The 20,710-nt window shown below is 71.4% G+C and carries 17 protein-coding genes; 11 read left to right on the top strand and 6 right to left on the bottom strand.

What is annotated here, in order from left to right:
* Nucleotides 1-51: 51 nt before the first annotated feature.
* The 10 genes from ACFVSU_RS11880 (at nt 52) to ACFVSU_RS11835 (ending at nt 13,645) form a co-directional block, all read left to right on the top strand.
* The gene (locus ACFVSU_RS11880) at nt 52-1,275 is read left to right on the top strand and encodes an LLM class flavin-dependent oxidoreductase (RefSeq protein WP_387142716.1); all 1,224 of its coding nucleotides are present in this window, start codon (nt 52-54) and stop codon (nt 1,273-1,275) included.
* Nucleotides 1,272-2,630: an NtaA/DmoA family FMN-dependent monooxygenase gene (locus tag ACFVSU_RS11875; protein ID WP_387142713.1), complete on the top strand. Its 1,359-nt coding sequence runs from the start codon at nt 1,272-1,274 to the stop codon at nt 2,628-2,630. Before ACFVSU_RS11880 ends, ACFVSU_RS11875 begins: the two co-directional genes overlap by 4 nt.
* Complete coding sequence (locus ACFVSU_RS11870; protein ID WP_387142710.1) at nt 2,627-4,510, top strand: FAD/NAD(P)-binding protein; 1,884 nt, start codon at nt 2,627-2,629, stop codon at nt 4,508-4,510. Before ACFVSU_RS11875 ends, ACFVSU_RS11870 begins: the two co-directional genes overlap by 4 nt.
* A gap of 347 nt (nt 4,511-4,857) precedes the next feature.
* Complete coding sequence (locus ACFVSU_RS11865; protein WP_387142707.1) at nt 4,858-6,474, top strand: ABC transporter substrate-binding protein; 1,617 nt, start codon at nt 4,858-4,860, stop codon at nt 6,472-6,474.
* 38 nt (nt 6,475-6,512) lie between these two features.
* Nucleotides 6,513-7,469, top strand: a complete 957-nt coding sequence (locus ACFVSU_RS11860; RefSeq protein WP_387142704.1) for an ABC transporter permease — start codon at nt 6,513-6,515, stop codon at nt 7,467-7,469.
* An 11-nt stretch (nt 7,470-7,480) separates the two neighbouring features.
* Nucleotides 7,481-8,452, top strand: a complete 972-nt coding sequence (locus tag ACFVSU_RS11855; protein ID WP_387142701.1) for an ABC transporter permease — start codon at nt 7,481-7,483, stop codon at nt 8,450-8,452.
* A complete protein-coding gene (locus ACFVSU_RS11850; protein WP_387142698.1) occupies nt 8,449-10,158 on the top strand; it encodes a dipeptide ABC transporter ATP-binding protein in 1,710 nt (569 codons plus the stop codon). Before ACFVSU_RS11855 ends, ACFVSU_RS11850 begins: the two co-directional genes overlap by 4 nt.
* Nucleotides 10,155-11,534 (top strand): M20/M25/M40 family metallo-hydrolase, encoded by a 1,380-nt coding sequence (locus tag ACFVSU_RS11845; RefSeq protein ID WP_387142695.1) that lies wholly within the window; start codon nt 10,155-10,157, stop codon nt 11,532-11,534. The genes ACFVSU_RS11850 and ACFVSU_RS11845 overlap by 4 nt, the downstream gene beginning before the upstream one ends.
* Nucleotides 11,535-11,690: 156 nt before the next feature.
* Nucleotides 11,691-12,563, top strand: a complete 873-nt coding sequence (locus ACFVSU_RS11840) for a DUF1684 domain-containing protein (RefSeq protein WP_387142692.1) — start codon at nt 11,691-11,693, stop codon at nt 12,561-12,563.
* Entirely contained in the window at nt 12,560-13,645 is a 1,086-nt protein-coding gene (locus tag ACFVSU_RS11835) for an LLM class flavin-dependent oxidoreductase (protein ID WP_387142689.1), read from the top strand. Before ACFVSU_RS11840 ends, ACFVSU_RS11835 begins: the two co-directional genes overlap by 4 nt.
* A gap of 77 nt (nt 13,646-13,722) precedes the next feature.
* Here ACFVSU_RS11835 and ACFVSU_RS11830 read toward each other — a convergent pair whose 3' ends face one another.
* Nucleotides 13,723-14,736: a GlxA family transcriptional regulator gene (locus ACFVSU_RS11830; RefSeq protein ID WP_387142686.1), complete on the bottom strand. Its 1,014-nt coding sequence runs from the start codon at nt 14,734-14,736 to the stop codon at nt 13,723-13,725.
* Between the two features lie 152 nt (nt 14,737-14,888).
* Here ACFVSU_RS11830 and ACFVSU_RS11825 point away from each other — a divergent pair, with 152 nt between their 5' ends.
* Nucleotides 14,889-15,710: an alpha/beta fold hydrolase gene (locus ACFVSU_RS11825; RefSeq protein WP_387142683.1), complete on the top strand. Its 822-nt coding sequence runs from the start codon at nt 14,889-14,891 to the stop codon at nt 15,708-15,710.
* 68 nt (nt 15,711-15,778) lie between these two features.
* Here ACFVSU_RS11825 and ACFVSU_RS11820 read toward each other — a convergent pair whose 3' ends face one another.
* The 5 genes from ACFVSU_RS11820 to ACFVSU_RS11800 all read right to left on the bottom strand — a co-directional run bounded on the left by ACFVSU_RS11820 (nt 15,779) and on the right by ACFVSU_RS11800 (nt 20,688).
* A complete protein-coding gene (locus ACFVSU_RS11820) occupies nt 15,779-17,149 on the bottom strand; it encodes an FAD-binding oxidoreductase (RefSeq protein ID WP_387142680.1) in 1,371 nt (456 codons plus the stop codon).
* A gap of 146 nt (nt 17,150-17,295) precedes the next feature.
* A complete protein-coding gene (locus ACFVSU_RS11815; RefSeq protein ID WP_387142677.1) occupies nt 17,296-18,138 on the bottom strand; it encodes a PhzF family phenazine biosynthesis protein in 843 nt (280 codons plus the stop codon).
* Between the two features lie 61 nt (nt 18,139-18,199).
* On the bottom strand, nt 18,200-18,394 hold the full coding sequence (locus ACFVSU_RS11810; RefSeq protein ID WP_387143499.1) for a hypothetical protein: 195 nt from the start codon (nt 18,392-18,394) through the stop codon (nt 18,200-18,202).
* A gap of 55 nt (nt 18,395-18,449) precedes the next feature.
* On the bottom strand, nt 18,450-19,349 hold the full coding sequence (locus tag ACFVSU_RS11805; protein ID WP_387142674.1) for an alpha/beta fold hydrolase: 900 nt from the start codon (nt 19,347-19,349) through the stop codon (nt 18,450-18,452).
* A 70-nt stretch (nt 19,350-19,419) separates the two neighbouring features.
* On the bottom strand, nt 19,420-20,688 hold the full coding sequence (locus ACFVSU_RS11800; protein WP_387142671.1) for a D-alanyl-D-alanine carboxypeptidase family protein: 1,269 nt from the start codon (nt 20,686-20,688) through the stop codon (nt 19,420-19,422).
* Between the last annotated feature and the right edge of the window lie 22 nt (nt 20,689-20,710).

Here is a 20,710-nt window from a genome sequence, read left to right as displayed (position 1 = left end):
ACGGGAATCGTGAAGAGCGGATCGCCTCGTGCGAAGAAAGGACGGGTTCCCGTGACCGATCAGGTTCACCTCGCCATCGCCCTCGAACGGGCCGGCTGGCACCCCGCCGCGTGGCGCGAGGCGACGGCCCGCCCGCACGAGCTGACGTCGGCGCGCTACTGGCGCGACGTGCTGCGCACGGCGGACGACGCCGGCATCGCCCTCGCCACGATCGAGGACGCCCTCGCTCTCCCCGATCGCTTCGAGTCCGCCGAGGGACTCCGCCGCGACCGCGTTCGCGGCCGCCTCGACGCCGTGCTCATCGCGTCGTACGTCGCGCCGCTGACGCGCCGGATCGGCCTGGTGCCGACCGTCACGACCGCGCACCCCGAGCCGTTCCATGTCGCCACCGGCATCCAGACGCTCGATTTCGCCAGCCGCGGCCGCGCCGGGGTGCGGCTCGTCGCGGGCGCCTCGGCCGCCGAGCGCGCCAACTTCGGCCGCCGCACGTCGGGCGTCGACGCCATCCCCGCGTCGGGGCGCGTCGAGGACTCCCCGGAGATCCTTGCGGCGTTCCGCGAAGCCGGCGAGTTCGCCGACGTGCTGGCGCGCCTGTGGGACTCGTGGCAGGACGACGCCATCATCCGGGATGCCGCGGCGGGCCGCTTCCTCGACGCCGACCGCGTGCACAACATCGAGTTCGAGGGCGAGTTCTTCTCGATCACCGGCGCCTCGATCGTGCCGCGGTCACCGCAGGGCCGACCGCTCCTCACCGTGCTCGCCCACCAGACGGTGCCGTACCGCCTCGCCGCGGAGCACGCCGACGTCGTGTTCATCACGCCCCACGTCGAGGGCGGGCGTCCCGGCTTCGCCCTGCCCGGCATCCTTTCGGAGTTGGATGCTGCCGCTGACGACCTGCGCACGGGCGACGAGCCTCTGCGGGTCTTCGCCGACCTGCTCGTGCTGATCGAAGACACCGAGGCCCCCGCGCGCGAGGCGCTGGCGCGACTCGACGAGTGGGACGGCGAGCCGCTCACCTCCGACGCGCGTGTCGTCGTCGGCACGCCCGGCGACGTCGCCGACGCGGTGCGCGAGCTCGCGGCGCAGGGCGTCGACGGCGTGCGCCTGCGCCCCGCGCGGCAGCCCGGCGATGTCGTGGCGATCGCCGACCAGGTCGTGCCGCTGCTGCGCGCGACGGGCACCCTGCGTGAGGACGACGGAGCGGCGTCGCTGCGGACCCGCCTCGACCTCGCGCGCCCCGAGAGCCGTTACGTCCGAGAGAAGGTCACGCTGTGAGCGTCCGCCAGATCCACCTCGCCGCGCATTTCCCCGGCGTCAACAGCACCACCGTCTGGACCGACCCGGCGGCGGGTAGCCAGATCGATTTCTCGTCGTTCGAGCACTTCGCCGCGACGGCCGAGCGCGGGCTGTTCGACTACGTCTTCCTCGCGGAGGGGCTGCGCCTGCGCGAGCACAAGGGACGCGTGCACGAGCTCGACGTGCTGGGCCGCCCGAACACCCTGTCGATCCTGGCTGCGGTCGCCGCGATCACCGAGCACGTCGGCGTCGTCGGCACGCTGAACACGACGTTCAACGAGCCCTACGAGCTGGCGCGGGAGCTCGCGACCCTCGACCACCTGTCGGGCGGCCGCGCGGGGTGGAACGCGGTGACGAGCTCCGATGCCTTCCACGGCGCGAACTTCCGCCGCGGTGGATACCTCGACCACGCCGACCGCTACGAACGGGCGCGTGAGTTCGCCGCCCTCGCGAAGGAGCTGTGGGACTCGTGGAGCGAAGGGGACGTGCGAGCGGATGCCGCGTCCGGCGTCTTCCTCGCCGACGGCGTCCCCGCCCGCGTGCGCCACTCGGGCCCGCAGTTCGACGTCGACGCCCTGTTCGATGTGCCCCGCTCTCCCCAGGGCCGCCCGGTGATCGTGCAGGCCGGGGACTCGGCCGACGGGCGCGCGTTCGGCGCCGAGCACGCCGAAGTGATCTTCTCGCTGCACCAGGAGTTCGAGGACGCCCGCGCGTTCTACGACGACGTCAAGGGGCGCCTCACGCAGTACGGACGCGAGGAGGACTCCCTCAGGATCCTCCCTGCCGCGACGTTCTCCCTCGGCGACACCGACGCGGAGGCCCGCGAGCGCGCCCGTGAGGTCGCGCTGCAGCAGGTGCGACCCGAGGTGGCCCTCACGTACGTGGAGCAGGTGTGGGGCCGCGACCTGTCGGGCTACGACCCCGACGGCCCCCTTCCCGACGTCGATCCCGACACCGGGTCCGAGACCGCACGAGGCTGGGCGAACCGGCACGCGGCGGTGCGAGCCAGGATCGCGAAGCTGCGGGAGCTGTCGGAGACCGAGGGGCTCAGCATCCGTGAAACCGTCATCCGCCTGACGGCCACCCCGACCTTCGTGGGCACGCCCGCGCGCATCGCGGCCGAGATCGACCGCTACGTGCAGGAGCGCGCGACGGACGGCTTCACGATCGTCGGGCACCTGACGCCGCACGGCCTCGACGAGTTCGCCGAGCGCGTCGTGCCGCTGCTGCAGGAGCGCGGCTCGTACCGGCAGTCGTACGACGAGGGTGCGACCCTGCGCGATCTGCTCGGCCTCCCGGCTCCGGTGCAGGCACCGGCACTCGCGGCACGATGAGCGACCGCGCGCGCCTGCTGTTCGTCGGAGCCGGCCCTCGGGCGATCATGCTCCTCGAACGCGTGCTGGCGCGCGCGGACGAGCACACCCTGCTCGACATCGACCTCGTCGACCCGCATCCCCCCGGTGCTGGCCGCATCTGGCGACACGCGCAGTCGCCGCTGCTGAAGCTCAACTCGATGACCCGCGACGTCACCGTGTTCACCGACGACAGCTGCACGATCGAGGGGCCGGTGCGCTCCGGCCCCTCGCTCAGCGAGTGGCTGGACCTGTGGCGGGCGGGCGACCTGCCCGACGTCGACCTCGACAAGCTCTCGGAGGCCGAGGCGCGGGCGCTCACCCCCGAAGGCTTCCCGACGCGGCGCCTCCACAGCCATTACCTCGACTGGTTCTTCCGCCGCACCGCGGCGAGCGCGCCGGAGGGCGTGAGCATCCGCCTGCACACCGACACGGTGACGTCGGTGCGGCCCACTCCGGACGGGCGGCACGTCGTTTCGCTCGCGAGCGGTCGAGTGATCGAGACGGATGCTGTCGCCTACTGCCTCGGCCACACCGAGCGCGATCCCGACCCGGCGTCGGCGGCGCTTGCCGCCGCTTCGGCCCGCGAGAAGCTCGTGTACGTGGGCCCGGCGTTCACCGCGGATGCCGATCTGTCGAGACTCGCCCCGGGTGCCGATGTGATCGTGCGGGGCATGGGCCTGGCGGCCGTCGACCTCGTCGTGCTCCTCACCCAAGGCCGAGGCGGCCGGTTCGATCGGGGCGCCGACGGGTCGTTGCGCTATCTCCCCTCAGGGCAGGAGCCTCGGCTGCACCTCGGCTCGCGCCGCGGGGTGCCGTACCGCTCGAAGGTGACGTCGGCGCTGCAGGGCTCGCCCCCGCAGCGGGACGTGCTGACGCCGGACGTGATCGCCGCGCTCGTCGACACAGGCCGGCCGATCGACTTCGACCGCGATGTCTGGCCCCTGGTCGCCGCCGAGCTGCTGCACGGGCATTACCGCGAGCTCTTCACGGGGCATCCGGACCGGGTCTCGGCCACGTGGGACGAGTTCCGGCCGGCGCTGCGCGCGCACGCGTGGGATGACCCCGCGCTGGGCGACGCGATCGCCGCCGTCGTGCCCGACCCACTGGACCGGTTCGACGTCGCCGCGTTCGACAGGCCGTTCGCCGACGCGGAGTTCTCCGACGCCGACGACGCTCACGACCGGGTGCGCGCGCACATACTCGACGACCTCGAGCTGCGTACGACGCAGGAGCGCAGCCCCGCACAGGGCGTGTTCATCGCCGCGCTGCTGTCGTTCATGGCGCTGTCGGAGATCCCCAAGGAGCGCTTCACGGCGCGATCCCGTGCGTACACGCTGCCCGTCCGCTGGCACACCTTCTTCAGCTACCTCGCGAGCGGTCCGCCCCCGCACCGCCTCGAGGAGCTGCTCGCCCTCGCCGATGCGGGAATCGTGCGCTTCCTCGGGCCCGACGTGGACGTGGTCGTCGCGCCGCGCGGGTTCGCAGCATCCAGTCCCCGTGTGCCGGGCGAGACGGTCGCTGGCGCCCTCGTCGACGCGTGGCTGCCGGCCGCCGACGCGGAACTCAGCACCAATGCGGCGCTGCGCGAGCTCGCGACCGTGCACGGCAGCGTGCTGCACGTGACGGATGCCGAGTACTCGGGCTCGCTCGGACGCGTGCGGGTGACGGACGACGGACGTGTGCTGCGCCCCGACGGCGCGCCGCACGCCACGCTGTTCGCGATCGGCCCCTTCACCTCGCAGACCGAGGCCGGGGCCTTCACCCGTCCCGCGGCGAACTCCCTGTCGCTCCGCCAGACCGACGTCGTCGCGGGCGCGATCGCCGCGCATCTCGGCGTCGCGGTGCCCGTCGCCCCGTAGACCCGGGACCGCTCTGACACCGGCTCCCGGCCGTTGAGCGGAGGGCGCTCCAGCGCCCGCAGACGAAACGCCCTGGGTGTTCGCGGGTGTGCGCGCCGAGGGACTGCGCCGCGTCCAGGGCGTTTCGTCTCGCTCGTTCCTCGCTCGCTCAACGAGCGATCAAGGCGCTGGGAAATCCGGTGAAGCGCCCCCGATGTGACGCCGGATGACGGCGCGTGACCGTGCGCGACCGTCATTCACGCCGCGTGACATCCCCGATCGGGGCCCGCACGACCTCTCGGGGACGCTGAAGCCACGAGCCCGGCACGTCCGCCGGGGCTCGCCCGCCACAGCTTTCTGGAGACCCCATGTCGTTCACCCGACCCCGTACCGCCGCGCTTGCGGCGATCGGCGTCGTCGCGCTCTCGCTCACCGCGTGCGCGACCGGCGCCGGCGACCCCGCACCCACCGCATCCGCCAAGGCCGAGCCCGTCACGGGCGGCGACCTGACCTTCGCGATCTCGGTCGACAGCCAGTGCATCGACCCGCAGCAGGTCGGCAACAACGATGCGATCGCGATCGCCCGCCAGACCGTCGCGTCGCTGACGATCCAGGACCCCGAGACCGGCGAGATCCTGCCGTGGCTGGCCACCGACTACGAGGTGAACGACGACGCCACGAGCTTCACGTTCACGCTGCAGGACGGCCCCACGTATGCCGACGGCGAGCCCATCGACGCGGCATCCGTCAAGACGAATTTCGAGGCCATCCAGGCGCTCGGCGCCAAGGCGAGCCTCGGCTCGTCGTACCTCGCCGACCTCGAGAGCATCGAGGTGCCCGACGAGCGCACCGTCATCGTCAACTTCTCGGAGCCGAGCGCGCAGTTCCTGCAGGCGACCTCGACGTTCTCGCTCGGCCTCCTGTCGCCCGCGACCGCCGCGGTGAGCCAGGCGGATCGCTGCCTCGGCGACTACATCGGCTCGGGTCCGTTCTCGGTGCAGAGCTACACGCCCAACGAGGGCGCCGTGCTCGAGCGCCGCGAGGGTTACGAGTGGGGGCCGTCGACGGCTGCCCACACCGGCGAGGCGTACCTCGACACCATCACGTACAAGGTCGTGCCCGAGTCGGGCAACCGCACCGGCAGCCTGCAGTCGGGCCAGATCGACGCGACCACCGGCATCGCGACAGCCGACGCCGTGCTGTTCGAGGGCGAGGACTTCTGGTCGCTCAACCGCGCCAACCCCGGCTCGGTCTACAACCTGTACGCGAACCAGTCGACCGAGAAGCTCGCCGACGAGAACGTGCGCCTGGCGATCCAGAAGGGCATCGACCGCGAGCAGATCACGTCGACCCTCCTCGGCCCGGACGACCTGCCCGCCGTGTCGCCGCTCGCCTCGTCGACGCCGTACTTCACCGACCTGAGCGACGTGCTCGAGTACGACCCGAAGGCAGCCGCCGAGCTGCTCGAGGAGTCCGGCTGGACCGAGGGCGACGACGGCATCCGCGAGAAGGACGGCGAGAAGCTCAGCTTCCACGTGACCTACTGGCAGTCGCCCAAGGAGGTGCTCGAGCTCGTGCAGCAGCAGCTGCGCCAGATCGGCATCGACCTGCAGCTCACCTTCGCGAGCATCGCCGACGTGCAGGCCGCGAACGCCGACGGCACGTACGACTTCTCGTACGGCAACCTGACGCGCGCCGACCCCGACGTGCTGCGGACGGTGTTCGCGGTGAACGGCACGAACAACGCCACCAAGCGCACCGAGCCCGCCGAGATCGATGAGCTGCTCGACGAGCAGGCCGCGATCATCGACCCGGCCGCTCGCCAGAAGGTCGTCGACGAGGCCGCGGAGCTGCTCATCACGGGCGGCTACTCGATCCCGATCTACCAGCTGTCGACCACGATCACGGCCGCGTCGAAGGTGCAGGGGCTCGGCTTCGAGGCCTCCAGCCGCCTGGACTTCTACGACGCCTGGATCGCCGAGTAAGCCCGCACGGGCACAACGAGAGGGATGAGGAACGGATCATGTGGGGTCGATACATCGCCCGGAGGGTCGGGCAGGGCGTCATCGTCCTGTGGGCCGCGTACACGATCTCGTTCCTCATCCTGTACCTCCTGCCGGGCGACGCCGCGACGCTCTTCGCGGGCGGCGGCGACCAGGAGGCCATCGATCCCGAGCTCGTGGCGCAGCTGCGCAGCGAGCTCGGGCTCGACCGCCCGCTGTGGGAGCAGTACCTCGTCGCTCTGGGCAAGGCGCTGACCGGAGACTTCGGGGTCTCGACGCAGACCGGGCGCCCGGCATCCGATCTCCTCCTCGAGTCCCTCCCCCCGACGCTCGCCCTGACCGCCCTCGCGTTCGTGCTGTCGGTCGTGTTCGGCATCGTCCTCGCGCTGTCGGCCTCGCTCGCCCGCGCGCGATGGCTGCGCAACCTGCTGTCGTCGCTGCCGCCGCTGGGCGTCTCGATCCCGGTGTTCTGGATCGGCCTCCTGCTGCTGCAGGCGTTCTCCTTCCGCCTGCGCCTCTTCCCCTCGATGGGCAACGAGGGCTTCGAGAGCCTCGTGCTGCCCGCGATCACGATCGCCATCCCCTCGGGTGCCTTCATCGCGCAGCTGCTGTCGCGGAGCCTCCGCTCGACCCTCGCCCAGCCGTACGTCGAGATCGTGCGCGCCAAGGGCGCGAGCGAGCGCCGGGTGCAGCTCGGCCACGCGTTCCGCAACGCCGCGATCCCCTCGCTCACGATGGTCGGCGTGCTCATCGGCGGCCTGCTCTCGGGCGCCGTCGTGACCGAGACCGTGTTCTCGCGCCTCGGCATCGGCCGGCTCGTCGTCACCGCCGTCAACAACCGCGACGTGCCCGTCGTGCAGACCGTCGTCGTCTTCGCCGCCCTCGTCTTCGTGGTCGCGAACCTCGTCGTCGACCTCGTCTACCCCCTCATCGACCGCCGCATCACGCTCGCCCGCACGGCGTTCGTCGCCGCCTGACAGGAGCCGCCATGACCGTCGAGAACGTGCTCTCCCCGCCCGCGCGCACCCTCGAGCCGCACGACCCGTTCCTCGAATCGATCGTCGACCCCGACGCCGATCCGTCGGGCAGCCCGCACGCTGCTTCTCTTGATGAGACGGATGCTGCGACCCGCCGCTCCGCCCTGCGCCCGATCGTCGCCGTGCTGAAACAGCCGACGCTCGTGCTGTCGATCCTCGTGCTCGCGCTCGTCACGCTGTGGGCTCTCGCCCCCTCCTGGTTCACGGCGTGGGACCCGATCGTCGGCGTCCCGCAGGACCGCCTGCTGCCGCCCAGCCCGGAGCACATCTTCGGCACCGACAACCTCGGCCGCGACCTGTACGCCCGCGTCGTCTACGGATCCGCGACGTCGCTGGCCGCGACCTCGGTCGCCGTGATCGTCGGCCTCGCGGTCGGGTCGCTGTTCGGCCTTCTGGCGGGCTTCCTCCGGGGCATCGTCGACGACGCGATCATGCGCTTCATGGACGTGCTCCTCGCGATCCCGAGCCTGCTGCTGTCGCTCGCGCTGATCACGGCCCTCGGCTTCGGCACGCTCAACGTCGCGATCGCGGTCGGACTCGCGAGCATCGCCTCGTTCTCCCGCGTGATGCGGGCCGAGGTGCTGCAGATCGCCACCGCCGTCTACGTCGAAGCCGCCCACGTGTCGGGCGTGCGCTGGTACACGGTGCTGCGCCGTCACATCCTGCCGAACGCGTCGGGCCCCGTGATCGCCCTCGCCGCGCTCGAGTTCGGCGTCATGGTGCTGGCGATCTCGTCGCTGTCGTTCCTCGGGTTCGGCGCACCGCCGCCCACGCCCGAGTGGGGCTCGCTCGTCGCCGGCGGGCGCGACTACCTCGCCGTCGCATGGTGGCTCACGACCTTCCCCGGCCTCGTGATCGTCGCCGTCGTGCTGTCGGCCAACCGCATCTCGCGCGCCCTCGAGCGCAACGGAGGAGTCCGATGACCGCGCTGCTGGAGGTCTCGAACCTGTCCGTCTCGTACACTCTGGGCGGCGCGTCGCGCCCCGCCGTGCGCGACGTGAGCTTCACCGTCGACCGCGGCGAGGTCGTCGCGATCGTCGGCGAGTCGGGCTCGGGCAAGAGCACGACCGCCCACGCGGTGATCCACCTGCTCGCCTCGAACGCGTCGGTGGATGCGGGCTCGATCGTGTTCGACGGCGCCGATCTCACCGGACTCTCGCGTCGCGCGTGGCGCGAGGTGCGCGGTCGCGCGATCGGGCTCATCCCTCAGGACCCGACGACGAGCCTGAACCCCGTCAAGCGCGTCGGTCGGCAGGTGGGCGAGCCGCTCGTGATCCACGGACTCGCCTCGCGCCGCGGCGCCGACGCGCAGGCCGTCGAGCTCCTGCGCCTCGCGGGTATCGGCGAGCCCGAGGCGCGCGCCAAGCAGTTCCCGCACCAGTTCTCGGGCGGCATGAAGCAGCGCGCGCTCATCGCGACGGCGCTGGCCGCCGAGCCGAAGCTCGTGATCGCCGACGAGCCGACCAGCGCCCTCGATGTGACCGTGCAGAAGCAGATCCTCGACCACATCGACACACTGGCGGCGACGCTCGGCACCGCGGTCCTGCTCATCACGCACGACCTCGGTGTCGCTGCCGACCGCGCCGACCGCATCATCGTGATGCAGAACGGCGAGATCGTCGAGACGGGCGCGGCCCGCCAGGTGCTCGAGGATCCGCAGCATCCGTACACCCGTGCGCTCATCGCCGCGGCGCCCGGACTTCGCGGCGGGACGGTGCGCGTGTCCGAGCGACCGCTTCGGACGGAACAGGTCCCCACGCCCCCTCCAGGCGCCGCTAGCGCGTCGCCCGGAGCCTCCGGGCGCGTGGGCCCAGCTGCAACCCCGGCACTCCTCGAAGTCGCGGGTCTCCGCAAGGAGTTCCCGCTCCCCGGCCGCGAAAAGCTCCTCGCCGTCGACGACGTCACGTTCCGCGTCGACCGCGGCGAGACGCTCGCGATCGTGGGCGAGTCGGGGTCGGGCAAGAGCACGACGGCGCGACTGGCGCTGCGTCTCGAGAAGCCGTCGGCGGGCAGCATCCGATTCGACGGAAACGATCTCGTCTCCGCGAGTCGAGAGGAGCTTCGCGCGCTGCGCCGGAGGTTCCAGCTCGTCTACCAGAGCCCGTTCGCATCGCTCGACCCACGCTTCACGATCGCCGAGGTGATCGACGAGCCACTGCGGGCGTTCGGCGTCGACAAGGCCGAGCGGACGCGCCGCGTGCGCGAGCTGATCGATCAGGTCGCGCTGCCGGCGAGCACCGCGTCGCGGCGACCTGCCGAGCTCTCAGGCGGCCAGCGGCAGCGTGTGGCCATCGCCCGCGCGCTCGCGCTGCGTCCCGACCTCGTCGTGCTCGACGAGGCGGTGTCGGCGCTCGACGTGTCGGTGCAGGAGCAGATCCTCGACCTCCTCGCCGCGGTGCAGCGCGACGTCGGAGTGTCGTACCTGTTCATCAGCCACGACCTCGCGGTGGTCCGCGAGATCTCGGACCGCGTCGCCGTGATGCAGCACGGCAGGATCGTGGAGCAGGGCGCGACCGCCCAGGTGCTCCGCGCACCCCGCGAGGAGTACACCCGACGGCTCATCGACGCGATCCCGGGGTCGACGCTGCCGGTGCCGGTGCCGGCACTCGTGGAAGAGGTGGTCGCGTGAGCATTCGAGGAACCCTGGCCCAGCAGACGACCGAGCTGCTGCAGGAGCTGATCCGCAACGCGGCCGTCAACGACGGCACGGCCGACTCCGGTCACGAGCACCTGCAGGTGCGGACGCTGCAGCGCTTCTTCGAGGGCTCCGGGCTCGAGGGCGTCCTCGTCGAGCCGCATCCGGGCCGCCAGTCGCTCATCGTGCGCATCGAGGGCTGGGACGCGAGTGCGCCGTCGCTCGCGCTCGTCGGGCACACCGACGTCGTGCCGGTCGAGCCGTCGGGCTGGTCGCGCGACCCGTTCGCCGGCGAGATCGTCGACGGCGTGCTGTGGGGCCGCGGCGCGATCGACATGCTCAACCTCACCGCCGCCTACGCGGTGGTGACGCGCGCCATCGCGACGGGCGCATTCCGGCCGCGCGGCGACCTCATCTTCGCCGCCGTCGCCGACGAGGAGAACGGCAGCCGCTTCGGGGTCGGGTGGCTCACCGAGCACCGGCTCGACCTCATCGACGCCGACTACGTGCTCACCGAGTCGGGCGGTGCCCACGCCGGCGAGCGCCCGCACCTCGGTGTCATGGTGGGCGAGAAGGGCGGAGCCGGACGCCTCCTTCGCGTGAGCGGGGCGCCCGGTCACGGCTCGGCGCCGTGGGGCTCGCGCAACGCCGCGGTCATCGCGGCCGAGGCCGTCACCCGCCTCGCGCGGCACCGCGGAACCACCGTCATCACGCCGCAGTGGCGCGCATACGCCGAGGCGCTCGACCTCGACCCCGAGGCCCGCGCCGCCGTCACCGACGCCGACCGGTTCTACGACGGCCTGCCGCACCTCGGCACCCTCGACGGGTTCGCCCACGCCTCGACGCACACCACGATCTCGCCGACCATCGTGCGCGCCGGCGAGAAGGGCAACGTCATCCCGGGCACCGCGACCGTGCAGCTCGACATCCGGATCCTCCCCGATGTCACACGCGAGGACGTCGAAGGTCTCATCCGCGACGCGCTCGGCGACCTCATCGAGCACATCCAGATCGAGGGCGACTGGTTCGGCGAGTCGACGCAGTCGCCCATCCACACCCCGCTCTTCGATGCGCTCGGCAGCGCCGTGCGCCGCGCGTACCCGAGTGCCGAGCTGCTGCCGATGCTCGGCGTCGGCGGCACCGACGGGCGCTTCTACCGTCGCCGCGGCATCCCGGCCTACGGGTTTGGCGTGCTCAGCGAGCGCTGGGATTACGGCACCTTCCGCCGCCTCTTCCACGGCAACGACGAGCGCATCGACCTCGACTCGATCGCGCTCACGGTCGACGCGCTCGACCACGCCGTGCGCACCTTCCACGCCGACACGAGCACCGCCACCAGCACCCGCACACCCGAGGCGGCGAAAGCATGAGCCCGCGACCTGCGGCACGAACTCCTCAGTTCTTCGACGTTCGCGCGCACGACGTCGAGATGTCCGCAGAATCCCCGGTTTCTGAGGAGTTGCGGCTGCCGTCGGCAGCCGGTGCCTCAGCATCCGATCCCCATCCACCCCACCGAGGAGGACACCATGACCACCACCCTCAACTCCGATGTCGATCGCGCCGTGTTCGGGCGCGAGTGGGAGGACTGGCACCGCACGCATGAGACGCGGCGCGCCGACTCCCTCGGCTTCTTCGCGATCACCGGCCTGCACTGGCTCGGCAGCGACCCCACGACGCTTCCGGGTGCGCCCGGCACGTGGCGTCTCGGCCCCGACGGCGTGGTCGTCGAGCTCGCCGACGGCGAGAGCCTCACGCTCGACGGCGTGACGATCACCGGCACGCACGCGTTCGGCGAGATCGCCGAGCGGGGCAGCATCACACCCACCTTCACCGACGGCGACGTCGCCGGTGCGGTCGAGATCGCGATCCGCGGCGGGCACACGATCCTGCGCCCGCGCCGTGCCGATCACCCGTTCCTCGCGGAGTACTCGGGCACTCCGACCTACGTGCCCAACCCTCGCTGGCGGGTCGCGGCGCGCTTCCGCCCCTTCGATGCGCCCGTGCCTACAGAGGTCGGCGCCGCCGTCGACGGGCTCACCCACGTCTACGACGCACCCGGCGTGCTGGAGTTCTCGTGGCGCGGTGAGGAGTTCTCGCTCATCGCGTTCGAGGGCAAGGCGCCCGGGGACCTGCTCGTGCTCTTCACCGACGCGACGAGCGGCATCACCACGTACGCCGCGAACCGGTCGGTCGGCGTCGACGCCCCGGACGCCGACGGCTGGACCACGATCGACTTCAACCGCGCCGTCAACCTGCCCTGTGCGTACACGGACTTCGCCACGTGCCCGCTGCCGCCAGAGGGCAACCGCCTGCCGATCGGCATCGAGGCGGGCGAGAAGACGCCGCTCGCCCGCGTGATCTCGCACGCCGAGCTCGTCGCGCCGGAGGTGGCCGCATGAGGTTCCAGCTGCTCGACATCGTCCCCTACCGCGCCGATCCGATCACCGGCCATCAGGTCTCGCCCGCCGAGCGGTTCGCCGAGACGCTCCAGCAGGCGATCCGCGCGGAAGAGCTCGGATTGGATGCTGTGGCCATCGGCGAACGCCACGCCGGGCATTTCATCTCCTCGTCGCCGACGGTGCTCTTGGGTGCGATCGCGGCCCGGACGCGCAGCATCCGTCTCAATTCCGGCGTGACCGTCCTCTCGGTGCTGGATCCGGTGCGCGTCGCCGAGGACTACGCGACCATCGACCAGCTCTCGGGCGGACGACTCGACATCACGATCGGGAAGGGCAACGAGGTCGCCCAGTTCCCGCTGTTCGGGCTCGACATCGACGACCAGTGGGAGCTGCTCGCCGAGAAGTACGAGCTGCTGCGCACGCTCTGGCGCGAGGAGGACGTCACGTGGCCGGGCACCGAGTTCACCCGCACCTTGACCGGCGTCACCACGCTGCCGCGACCCTTCGCCGGGGCGCCGCGCGTGTGGCACGGCTCGGCGACCACCCTCTTCTCGGCGGGACTCGCGGCGAAGTTCGGCGACCCGCTGTTCAGCGCGAACGCGATCCAGCCGCTCGAGAACTACGGGGTGCTCGTCGACCACTACCGCTCGGAGTACGCGCGCCACGGCCACGATCCGGCGGGCGCATTCGTCGCCGCGGGCTCGGGGGCGCTCTTCATCGCCGACACCACGCAGGAGGCGATCGCGCAGTACGGTCCGGTGTACAACGCGATCGTCGCCGCCACCAACGTGCCCGGGAACAACACCCCGTTCCGCGACATCGAGCACGCCGTCGCCGAGGGTCCGGCCCTCGTCGGCACGCCGCAGCAGGTGATCGACAAGATCGCCCGGTTCCACGGCCGGCTCGGGCACGACCTGCAGTCCATCAGCCTGCCGACGACGGTGCCCTTCGCGCAGCAGCTCGAGATCCTCGAGCGCTTCGCCGTGGAGGTCGCTCCGGTCCTGCGGCGGGAGTTCCCGACGGCGCTGTGGACCCAGGCCGACCCGCTCGGTCAGCGGGAGCGCGAGCTCACGACCGCATGAGTCCCGCACGCGCGGCCGGTGGCGTTCGGGCGCACGGGCACTCGCGCGGAAGCCGCGGACCCGAGCCTCCGACCCGGTCAGGACGCGAGGTCGAATCCGCCTTCCGCGCGGCGGTCGTGAGTCGCCGGGAGCGCGGACCGGAACCGCCGCTGATACTGCGACGGAGAGATGCCGAGGCGGGCGATGAACGCGCGGCGGAGCGCCTCCGCGCTCCCGTAACCCGTCTGCGCGGCGGTCTCGGTCACGTTCGCACCCGCCTCGAGGCGGACGCGGGCGAGATCGAAGCGCACCGCGGTGACGTACTCCGTCGGCGAGTGACCCAGCTCCTCGCGGAAGCGGCGCGTCAGATGCCGTGAGCTGACCGCCACGAGCCCGGCGAGTTCCGGCACGGTCCACGCGCGCGCGGGATCCGCGTCGACGAGGTCGGTGGCGCGCCGCACGATCGAGGCGGGCTGCGCGCGGGCGCGCAGCGGCACCGAGTACTGCGACTGGCCGCCCGAACGCTGCAGGTAGACCAGCAGCAGCTGCGCGACCTGGCGTGAGACATCGGCGCCGTGGTCGTCCTCGACGAGGGCGAGCGCGAGGTCGATGCCGGCTGCGACACCCGCCGACGTCGAGACGTCACCGTCGCGCACGAAGATCGCGTCCGGTTCGACCCGCACGCGCGGGTAGCGGCGCTCCAGCTCCGGCGCGAACTTCCAGTGCGTCGTCGCCCGCTTGCCGTCGAGCGCGCCGACCTCGGCGAGCACGAAGGCGCCGCTGCAGATGGAGACGATACGACGAGCGCGCGCGGCGAGGGCGGCCGCAGCATCCGTCAACGGCGCTCGCGCGAATTCGTGCGGAGGCAGCTCGCTGCCCGGCACGATCACGGTGTCGACGTCGCCGGCATCGCCCGCCGCGCCGTGCACCGAGACCGTGCTGCCGAGCGAGGTCATGACGTCGCGCCCGTCGGGCGAGAGCAGGACCACGTCGTACCCCTGCACGGCCTGGTTCGCCTCGACGAACACCTCGGCCGGACCGACGTAATCGAGGGTCTTCACCCCGTCGAACAGCAGGAACGCGATTCGCCGTCGGGCGGGGGTCGGGTGCATCCCTCCATCCTTGTCCTGAATCGTGGGATGCGAGGCCGTTCGAGCGGGGCGCCGCGGCCGCAGATCGTCGAGGCTCGAGGGTGGCGCCGTCGCCCGTGACGGCTCCGGCGAGTGGGGCGACGGGTCGGCCCGATGATCGCAAGGAGTCCGCCATGCCGACGTTCACCACCTCCGACGGCACCGAGATCCACTACACCGACTGGGGCACCGGGAAGCCGGTCGTGCTGAGCCACGGCTGGCCGCTGAGCTCCGACGCGTGGGCCGTCGAGTCCAAGCTGCTGGCAGACGCGGGCTACCGCGCCATCGCCCACGACCGCCGCGGTCACGGCCGCTCCACCAACACCGACCGCGGGCACGACATGGACACCTACGCCCGTGACCTCGCCGAGCTCATCGAACACCTCGACCTCACCGACCTCGTCGTGATCGGGCACTCGACCGGCGGCGGCGAGGTCGTGCGCTACGCGGCGCAGCACGGCAAGGGCCGCGTCCGCAAGGTCGTCACGGCCGGCGCCGTGCCGCCGATCATGGTGAAGTCCGACACGAACCCCGAAGGCACCCCCATCGAGGCCTTCGACGGAATCCGCGCCGGCGTGCTGGCCGACCGCTCGCAGTTCTACAAGGACCTCGCGGTGCCGTTCTACGGCTTCAACCGCGACGGCGCCGCTGTCTCGCAGGGCCTGATCGACGACTTCCAGCGCCAGGGCATGCTCGCCGGGCTCGCCGCGGCGTACGAGTGCGTCAAGGTCTTCTCCGAGACCGACTTCACCGAGGACCTGAAGGCTCTCGACGTGCCGATCCTGCTCGCGCACGGCTCGGACGACCAGATCGTGCCGATCGCCGCCGCGGCCGAGAAGTCGATCGGTCTCGTCTCGAACGGCACGCTCAAGGTCTATGAAGGCGCGCCGCACGGCATCGCCGGCGAGTACCAGAAGGCGCTGATCACCGACATCCTCGCGTTCATCGCGGACTGACCGCGGCACCGGCCCAGGGGCTCCGTCCTTCGACGGGCTCCTGGGCCGGGATCAGGCGCGTCCCGCCGCTACGGCACGATGTTCTGGTTGAGGTGGAACAGGTTGTCGGGGTCGTACGCGCGCTTCACCGCACGCAGCCGGTCGTAGTTCGCACCGTAGTTGCTGGACACCTTCGACTGATCGTCCTGCGACGCGAAGTTGACGTACCCGCCCGCCTGCGAGAAGGGCTCGATCGCCGCGTAGTAGTCCTTCACCCACGCGGTGTTGGCGGTGTTCTGCGTCGGATCCGGCCACATGCCGGCGATCACCAGCGCGAAGTTCGCGTCGCGGTGCCCGAACGCGGTCGCGTCGGACGCCACCTCGTGGCACGCGCCGTTGATCGGGTAGAAGTGGACCGTCGAGTTGACCGTCGGCAGGAGCGGGCCGTGCTGAAGGTGCGCATCCAGCGACTCCGCTGAGATGTCGTCGAGGAAGGCCGCCTTCCAGTAGTGCTGCAGGCCGGGAGGAACGAGTCCATCGAAGAGACCGTTCATCGCCGGGTAGGGCATCGGACCCACCATCTCGGCAACCGGCTTCGCGACGTCGCGGAACCCCTGGACCATCTTCTCGGCCTCCGACGCCGGGCCGTTGATGCAGAAGACCACCGCGACGAACGGCTCCCCGGCGCGGTCCTCCGGCACGAACGGCAGCGGAGGAGCGATCTGGAACGCGGGGAACCCGCCGAACTCGCGCGGTGCGTTCCGTACATAGTCGGCGAAGTAGGCCAGAATCGCCGGACCGTCCGCGAGCTCGAAGAACATCGGACCGCCGTAGATCTCGGACACGGGGTGCAGCTGGAAGGTGAACTTGGTCACGACGCCGAAGTTCCCTCCCCCGCCGCGCAGAGCCCAGAACAGGTCGGGCTCCTCGTCCGCGCTGGCGGTGACGATCTGGCCGTCGGCGAGCACGACCTCGGCCGCGAGCAGGTTGTCGCACGAGAAGCCGTAGCCGCGGGCGAGATAGCCGATGCCGCCCCCGAGCGTGAGGCCGCCGACGCCCGTCGTCGAGATGATGCCGCCGGTCGTCGCGAGGCCGAATTGCGCCGCCGCCTCGTTGAACATCCCCCAGGTGGCCCCGCCACCCACGTCGGCGGTCGAGGAGCCCGGGTCGACCGCCACCGAGGTGAGGTCTCCCAGATCCGCGACGAGCGCGCCGTCGGCGGTGCCGAACCCCGGCACGCTATGGCCTCCGCCTCGCACCGCGAGGCCGCTCCCATCCTCCGCGGCGGCACGGACGACAGCCGCGACATCCGCGGCATCGTGACACCGCACGACCGCGGCGGGTCGGCGGTCGATCATCGCGTTGTAGACGACCCGCGCCTCGTCGTATCCGTCGTCGCCTTCTTCGACGAGCGAACCCTTCACGCTGCCCCGCAGCGAATCCATCACCTTCATGGACATGGTCGACCTTCCCATCGACACAAACGGGCACAGCGACCGCACGGTGCGTGCGGGCGTCGGCACCGGTTTGAATCGACGGTCCTCGCGTTCGAGGGCACTGTCAAGACGGTCGCTACCCGCGGGGTGAGGCAGCGGAACCCTGGTCGTCAGCCGATCCGCGCCGCCGCTCCCGAAACGACGATCCCGCCCGTCTCGGGGATGTCGACGGTGAGCTCGCTCGGCCGGCCGACGTGGCTGCCCTGCAGGATCACGACGCGTGCCGGGGTCTCGATCGCGCCGGTGGCGCGGAGGTATCCGCCGGTCGCGGCCGCCGCGGCTCCGGTGGCCGGATCCTCGATGATCGGGCCGACCGGGAAGACGTTGCGGGCGTGCCACGTGCCGGTGCCTTCGGGCCAGAGCACGATCATTGTCGCCGGCCATCCCCGCGCGTCGAGCACCGCGCGGGCGCGGTCGGGATCGATCGCGAACCCGTCGAAGACCTCCCGGTCGGCGAGGACGACGAGCGGGTGCCAGTTGCCGCCGAACGCCTGCGCGGGGGCGAAGTCCGGGTGCAGGTCACGCTCCGAGAGCCCGATCGCCCCGAGCACGTCGGCCAGGGCGTCCGCGGGCAGCGGGGCCGTGTCGGGCTCGACGCTGGTGAAGGACACCCGCCGCTCCCCGGAGTCCGTCGCCGTGACGATCTCGACGACGCCGACCGGGGTCTCGAACGCGATCGCGCCGTCGCCGTCGGCCTCCGCGATCGCTGCCGCCGCGGCGACGGTGGCGTGACCGCAGAACGGCACTTCGGCGAGCGGCGAGAAGTAGCGGATGGCCCGACGGCCGTCGTCACCGGCGACCACGAACGCCGATTCGGCATACCCGAGGTCTGCGGCGATGCCGAGCATCGCAGCATCCGTCAGTCCACCGGCGTCCAGCACGACACCGGCGGGATTCCCTCCCGCGGGTTCGGAGGAGAAGGCCGTCCATCGCTGGATGTCGATCGCGCTCATCCGGTCACGATAGGTCACCGCGGTGCGGCGCGGTCGCCAGGCACCGACCGATTCCTGCCGATCAGGGGGTACGCCGACGGCGGCGGGCGATCCCGATGCCGATCAGCACAACCCCCACGACGAGCACGATCGGCCCGATCGTCGCCCACAGCGTCGACCCGGTCATCGCCGATCCCTGCAGCACCCCGGCGCCCTGCAGCGTCCACACCAGCCCCACCGCGGCGAGGATCACGCCGGGCACGAGGAACGGCCACATTCGCTTCACGGCCCCGACCCTAGTCCGGCCGCGTGCCCTGCGACAGAGCCTCCATTCACCCGTCGCCGCGCAGCCAGCTCACCACGTACGACGGCGCGGTGTCGGCGGCCTCGAGGGCGATCGCGACGTGCGACCCGTCCATCCAGTAGAGCTCCGAGCCGGCGATGCGCGCGTGGGCGTACTCGGCGTTGGCGGGCGGTGCCATCCGGTCCGACCGCGCGTGCACGATCAGCGTCGGACAGGTGATCCGCTCGAGCGCCGCCGGCACGAGCTCCGTGTAGTCGTTCTTCATCCCCGCGCGGCGCCGCTTCGCACCGAGCGATGCCCGAAGCGTCGCCTCCACCGTGTCGGTCCGTCCGGGAATCGCGGCGAGCTCCTTCGCCCGCGCCGACACGACGGCACGGCTCTCGGTGCCGGCGCCGCCCATGAGCGCGCCGAGTGTCTGCTTCGATGCATGCCGCAGGAACCACAGCTGCATCTTGGCGGCCCAGTCCCAGGCGAGAAGGTTCGATGCCAGACGAGGAGGTCGGCCCGGGATGCAGATGGCATCGACCTCCACAAGCCTGCTCACCCGATCGGGGTGCCGTGCGGCGAGCTCATAACTCGCCGGCCCGCCGCCCGACGCGGCGAACACGATGATGCGGTCGATCCCGAGTGCGTCCAGCAGCGCCGCCAAGGCGTCGCCCTGCTCGGGGAAGCTGCGTCCCGTCGACAGCGGCGTTCCGAGATACCCGGGCCTGCTGGGTGCGATGACCCGGAACCCGCTCCGGCGCAGGAACTCCGCCGCGACGAGCCCCTGATCCCAGCCGCCGAGCGTGCCGTGCACTGCGAGGATCGGCTCACCGGTCCCCCGTTCGGCGTACTCGACGGGTCCCGCCGCCGTGGCGACGGTGCGCGGAGTCTCTGCCATGCACGCGAGGTAGTCCTCCCGCGTGGGCATCGGCGCAGTGGCCATAGTCCACTATCCCAACCGGCGGGCCGGCCGAACAGGGTGGCAGTATCGAAGCGTGGTCGGCGGTCGCACGCTACTCCCCGCCGAGCTCCCCCGGGTGCGTGAGCCGCCACGAGTCCGTCGGCGGAACGATGGTGCCCTCGATCTCGATCGGCACCGTCACCGTGTTCGGGCCCGCGGTCCACGTGATGCTCCCGACCTCTTCGCCGTCGGCGTAGGTCTTCGGCGTGGTCGTCGTCATCTCGACGGTGATCGGGGTGTCGGACCACGTGAAGATCGTCGCGTAGTCCGAGACGACGATCTGCGCCGACGCGCCCCATCTCGTCGTGATCGTGCCGACCGGCTGATCGCGTTTGGCGAGCGGCACCTCATGGAAGCCGGCACGGATGCTGTCGATCAGCGTCATCACGTCGTGATTGACGTTCGCGCGCGTGAAGCCGCCGAGAACCACGCCGGTCACGCTGAGCGGCTGCGCCGTTCCGACGGGGACGGATGCGGTGAACAGCAGGTTGTACGTGCCCTCGCCCAGGTTGCCCGTCTTCAGGCCGGTGATCCCGTTGCTGCCGAGGAGGTCGTTGGTGTTCTGCATCGCGCCGGGACCGGGCAGCGCCAGCGAGCGCGTCGCGGTGATGCTCGAGATCACGGGATTCGCGGCGGCGAGCTTGCCGAGCGCGATGAGGTCGGCCGGGGTGCTGGTGTTGCGCGCGTCGAGGCCGGTCGGCTCGACGATCGTCGTGCCGGTGAGGCCGTTCGCGGCGAGCCACCGCTGGGTTGCCCCGCGGAAGGCGTCCTGCGAGCCGAACGCCCACGTCGAGACGGCCTCCGCGTAGTTGCTCGCCGACGGGATGAGCATCGTCGCGAGCGCATCGTGCAGCGACATCGAGCTGCCCGTCGGCATCGCCGCGATGGTCGCGCCGCGCACGTAGTACTGGTCGTAGAGGTCGTGGTCGGCCTTGCTGAAGGTGATCGTCGGCCCGGGATCCGCAGCATCCGCCAGGGGATGACGATCGAGGATCACGAGCGCCGTGATGACCTTGGTGATGCTCGCGATCGACTGCGGCTCGCTCGTGCCGCTCGTCGCCCAGATGCCGCTCGCCTCGGCCCCGAGGTACTCGTCGCCGCCGGCGACGGCGATCGCCGAGGAGCCGGTGGAGGGAAGGGCGACAGCGGCAGCCGCCGGCACTGTCACGGGCGGCTTCTGCGACTCGACGTGCGGCGCGCTCACCGGTGCCGTCAGGGCCCACCACACGTAGCCGCTGGGAACGGCGAGCAGCACCACGAGCACGATCGCCGTGATGATCCAGCCGATGCGCCGCCGGCGGCGGCGTACCTGGGGATCCACCCACCGCCGAGCGAGCGGCTCC

This window comes from Microbacterium sp. NPDC058062, assembly GCF_042885375.1.
GTDB classification, from domain to species: Bacteria; Actinomycetota; Actinomycetes; order Actinomycetales; family Microbacteriaceae; genus Microbacterium; species Microbacterium trichothecenolyticum_C.
The sequence above is the reverse complement of the archived record's forward strand: the minus strand, read 5'-3'. Positions and strand labels throughout refer to the sequence as shown.

Coding starts and splice junctions, on each gene's coding strand:
- ACFVSU_RS11830 (WP_387142686.1), bottom strand. CDS start 14,736: ATGCACCCGACCCCCGCCCGACGGCGAATCGCGTTCCTGCTGTTCGAC.
- ACFVSU_RS11860 (WP_387142704.1), top strand. CDS start 6,513: ATGTGGGGTCGATACATCGCCCGGAGGGTCGGGCAGGGCGTCATCGTC.
- ACFVSU_RS11855 (WP_387142701.1), top strand. CDS start 7,481: ATGACCGTCGAGAACGTGCTCTCCCCGCCCGCGCGCACCCTCGAGCCG.
- ACFVSU_RS11825 (WP_387142683.1), top strand. CDS start 14,889: ATGCCGACGTTCACCACCTCCGACGGCACCGAGATCCACTACACCGAC.
- ACFVSU_RS11865 (WP_387142707.1), top strand. CDS start 4,858: ATGTCGTTCACCCGACCCCGTACCGCCGCGCTTGCGGCGATCGGCGTC.
- ACFVSU_RS11810 (WP_387143499.1), bottom strand. CDS start 18,394: ATGTGGCCGTTCCTCGTGCCCGGCGTGATCCTCGCCGCGGTGGGGCTG.
- ACFVSU_RS11820 (WP_387142680.1), bottom strand. CDS start 17,149: ATGTCCATGAAGGTGATGGATTCGCTGCGGGGCAGCGTGAAGGGTTCG.
- ACFVSU_RS11850 (WP_387142698.1), top strand. CDS start 8,449: ATGACCGCGCTGCTGGAGGTCTCGAACCTGTCCGTCTCGTACACTCTG.
- ACFVSU_RS11805 (WP_387142674.1), bottom strand. CDS start 19,349: ATGGCCACTGCGCCGATGCCCACGCGGGAGGACTACCTCGCGTGCATG.
- ACFVSU_RS11870 (WP_387142710.1), top strand. CDS start 2,627: ATGAGCGACCGCGCGCGCCTGCTGTTCGTCGGAGCCGGCCCTCGGGCG.
- ACFVSU_RS11840 (WP_387142692.1), top strand. CDS start 11,691: ATGACCACCACCCTCAACTCCGATGTCGATCGCGCCGTGTTCGGGCGC.
- ACFVSU_RS11835 (WP_387142689.1), top strand. CDS start 12,560: ATGAGGTTCCAGCTGCTCGACATCGTCCCCTACCGCGCCGATCCGATC.
- ACFVSU_RS11815 (WP_387142677.1), bottom strand. CDS start 18,138: ATGAGCGCGATCGACATCCAGCGATGGACGGCCTTCTCCTCCGAACCC.